This window comes from Bacillus sp. JJ1127, assembly GCF_036965845.1.
Classification (GTDB): domain Bacteria; phylum Bacillota; class Bacilli; order Bacillales; family Bacillaceae_G; genus Bacillus_A.
The window spans coordinates 1-3,829 of sequence record NZ_JBALQK010000400.1 but is presented as its reverse complement, the minus strand read 5'-3'; the positions used below and the strand labels follow the sequence as shown (position 1 = coordinate 3,829).

Below are 3,829 nucleotides of genomic sequence, written 5' to 3'. Positions count from 1 at the left end.
TGTTTTATGTTGTTTTTATCATAAACTCTTCGAAACTAGTTTTCCTCACCATCTGTTGTTCTAAGCGTGAGGATTCGGAGAGAAACTCACGCTCATGCTTTACAAAAGGCAGTGGAACTACATGATGGGAGCATCACAATAAATTTGCATGATCGTGCATTTTGCTTGCCTAAAGAGTGAACGAGCGCTCATAATTTAGAAGGGGAGCAAGTGAATACAAGGTTGGGAGAATTTTCAGAAAAAGGAGAGAATGTCATGACTGTTATTCGAGGTTTAGAAGGGGTAGTAGCAACAACATCATCCGTGAGTTCAATTATTGATGATACATTAACGTATGTGGGGTATAATATTGATGATTTAGCGGAGAATGCTACATTTGAAGAAGTGGTATACTTATTATGGCACCGCAAGCTTCCTAACGAAGAGGAGTTAACGGAGTTCAAAGAAACTTTATCCCAATATTTTGAAGTTCCAAGTGAGATTTTAACATATTTAAAACAAGTAGATTTAAAGATTGCGCATCCAATGTCTGTTTTACGAACAGCGATTTCCATGTTATCATTATACGATGAGAGCGCTGAAGTAATGGATGAAAAGTCCAATTATTTGAAAGCGGTTAAATTACAGGCTCAAGTAGGAACTCTTGTTGCGGCATATGCAAGAATTCGCAAAGGTTTAGAAGTTGTTGAGCCACGAAAAGATTTATCATTAGCTGCAAACTTTTTATATATGTTAAATGATCGCGAACCAAATGAAGTAGAAATTGAAGCTTTTGATAAAGCGCTTGTGCTTCATGCAGATCATGAATTAAATGCTTCTACATTTACAGCACGCGTTTGTGTTGCTACACTTTCAGATGTATATTCTGGTATTACAGCAGCAATCGGTGCGTTAAAAGGGCCTCTTCACGGCGGGGCAAATGAAAATGTAATGAAGATGTTAACAGAAATTGGTGATGAAGAGAATGTAGAGTCCTATATTCATAATGCGCTTCAAAATAAAGTGAAGATTATGGGATTCGGTCACCGCGTGTATGAGCATGGTGATCCACGTGCGAAACATTTACGTGAAATGTCTAAGAGATTATGCGAGCTTTTAGGGGAAGAAAAATGGTATAATATGTCTATTAAAATCGAAGACATCGTAACAAAAGAAAAACGTCTTCCACCAAATGTCGATTTCTATTCTGCTTCTGTATACCATTGTTTAGGAATTGACCATGATTTATTTACACCAATCTTTGCAGTTAGCCGTATGTCAGGATGGTTAGCTCATATTCTAGAACAATATGAAAATAACCGCTTAATCCGTCCGCGTGCTGACTATAATGGACCGACGCATCAAAAATACGTTCCATTAGCGCAACGATAAGTAAAAAACACTATATTGATAGTGTAAATACACTTTTAAAAGTCTGATTTTTTCGTGAAGATGTAATGGTTAGAATATTTTAATTTGACTAACGGTTTGAACTGAGGGGTTATTCCCTCAGTTTCACACATATGAAATTTCAAACATGGGGGTTATCACAGATGACAGGAGAAAAAATTACTGTAACGAATGGTGTTATGAATGTACCAAACAATCCGATTATTCCGTTCATTGAAGGAGATGGAATTGGACCAGATATTTGGGCGGCTGCATCTCGTGTATTAGAAGCGGCTGTTGAAAAAGCTTATGACGGTGAAAAGAAAATCGTTTGGAAAGAAGTGCTTGCAGGAGAAAAGGCATTCAACCAAACAGGCGAATGGTTACCAGAAGAGACATTGAATCTAATCCGCGAATATTTAATCGCAATCAAAGGCCCGCTTACAACTCCTGTTGGCGGTGGTATTCGTTCTCTAAACGTAGCGCTTCGTCAAGAATTAGATTTATATGTATGTTTACGTCCAGTTCGTTATTTTGAAGGTGTTCCTTCACCTGTAAAACGTCCGGAAGATACTGATATGGTTATTTTCCGTGAAAATACAGAAGACATTTATGCTGGTATTGAATATGCACAAGGATCTCCAGAAGCACAAAAAGTGCTTGAGTTCTTAAAAGAAACAATGGGTGTAAATAAAATTCGCTTCCCAGAAACATCAGGCATTGGTATTAAACCAATTTCAGAAGAAGGGACAAAGCGTCTTGTTCGTGCTGCAATTCAATATGCAATTAACGAAAAACGTTCTTCTGTTACAATAGTTCATAAAGGAAACATTATGAAATTTACAGAAGGTGCTTTCAAAAACTGGGGTTATGAAGTTGCGGAACAAGAATTTGGCGATAAAGTATTTACTTGGGCTGAATATGATCGCATTGTTGAAAAAGACGGTAAAGATGCAGCGAATAAAGCGATGGCAGAAGCTGAAGCGGCTGGCAAAATCATCGTAAAAGATTCTATTGCAGATATCTTCTTACAACAAATCTTAACACGTCCACGTGAGTTTGATGTTGTTGCAACAATGAACTTAAATGGCGATTATATTTCTGATGCACTTGCAGCACAAGTAGGTGGAATTGGTATTGCACCTGGTGCAAACATTAACTATGTTACTGGACATGCTATTTTCGAAGCTACACATGGTACAGCTCCGAAATATGCAGGTTTAGATAAAGTAAATCCATCTTCTGTTCTTCTTTCAGGGGTATTATTATTAGAACATTTAGGTTGGAATGAAGCTGCGAAATTAGTAACTGCTTCAGTGGAAAAAACAATTGCTTCAAAAGTAGTAACATATGACTTCGCTCGTCTAATGGATGGTGCAACAGAAGTGAAATGTTCTGAATTTGCGGATGCGCTTATTAACAATATGGATGTAGCGGCAATCAAAAACGCATAATCAAATTGGGGGAGAAATTATGACAATCAAACGCAAAAAAGTATCAGTCATCGGTGCAGGATTTACAGGAGCAACAACAGCGTTCTTATTAGCACAAAAAGAGCTTGCAGATGTTGTATTAGTGGACATTCCACAACTGGAAAATCCAACAAAAGGGAAAGCGTTAGATATGTTAGAAGCAAGCCCAGTACAAGGTTTTGATGCTAACATTATCGGCACATCTGATTACGCAGATACTGCTGATTCTGACGTTGTTGTTATTACAGCAGGTATTGCACGTAAACCGGGTATGAGCCGTGATGATTTAGTAGCGACAAACTCTAAAATTATGAAAAGTATTACACAAGATATCGCAAAACATTCACCAAACGCAATTATTGTTGTATTAACAAATCCAGTTGATGCAATGACATACTCTGTATTTAAAGAAGCAGGATTCCCGAAAGAACGTGTTATCGGTCAATCAGGTGTATTAGATACAGCTCGTTTCCGTACATTCATCGCACAAGAATTAAACCTTTCTGTAAAAGATATTACAGGATTCGTTCTTGGTGGCCACGGTGATGACATGGTACCTCTTGTTCGTTATTCTTATGCAGGCGGTATTCCATTAGAAACATTAATTCCTAAAGATCGCTTAGAAGCAATCGTAGAACGTACACGTAAAGGTGGCGGTGAGATTGTAAGCTTACTAGGAAATGGTAGTGCATATTACGCACCAGCTGCTTCTCTAGTTGAGATGACTGAAGCGATCTTAAAAGATCAACGTCGTGTGTTACCAGCTATCGCATACCTTGAAGGTGAATATGGCTATAGCGATCTTTACCTAGGTGTGCCAGTAATTCTAGGTGGTAACGGAATTGAAAAAATTATTGAATTAGAACTTCGCCAAGAAGAAAAAGAAGCGTTAGATCGTTCAGTAGAATCTGTACGTAACGTTATGAAGATTCTTGTTTAATACAAAAAGATATATTAAGAAAAAGATTCGGGGCCCCGAATCTTTTTCT

General features: G+C 37.8%; 3 protein-coding genes. All 3 read left to right on the top strand.

Translation table 11 applies throughout. From position 1 onward, the window contains the following. Positions 1–222: 222 nt before the first annotated feature. The 3 genes from citZ (at position 223) to mdh (ending at position 3,780) form a co-directional block, all read left to right on the top strand. Positions 223–1,371 carry a citrate synthase gene (gene citZ / locus V7183_RS25120; RefSeq protein ID WP_335361233.1) on the top strand — a complete coding sequence of 383 codons (1,149 nt, stop codon included), beginning with the start codon at positions 223–225 and terminating at the stop codon, positions 1,369–1,371. Between the two features lie 161 nt (positions 1,372–1,532). Continuing rightward, positions 1,533–2,822 carry an NADP-dependent isocitrate dehydrogenase gene (gene icd, locus V7183_RS25115; protein ID WP_335361232.1) on the top strand — a complete coding sequence of 430 codons (1,290 nt, stop codon included), beginning with the start codon at positions 1,533–1,535 and terminating at the stop codon, positions 2,820–2,822. A gap of 19 nt (positions 2,823–2,841) precedes the next feature. Continuing rightward, the gene (gene mdh, locus V7183_RS25110; RefSeq protein WP_097898391.1) at positions 2,842–3,780 is read left to right on the top strand and encodes a malate dehydrogenase; all 939 of its coding nucleotides are present in this window, start codon (positions 2,842–2,844) and stop codon (positions 3,778–3,780) included. Positions 3,781–3,829 lie beyond the last annotated feature (49 nt).

Bases quoted from the DNA above. Each gene is read 5' to 3' on its own strand.
- icd (WP_335361232.1), top strand. From the start codon at position 1,533: ATGACAGGAGAAAAAATTACTGTAACGAATGGTGTTATGAATGTACCA.
- mdh (WP_097898391.1), top strand. From the start codon at position 2,842: ATGACAATCAAACGCAAAAAAGTATCAGTCATCGGTGCAGGATTTACA.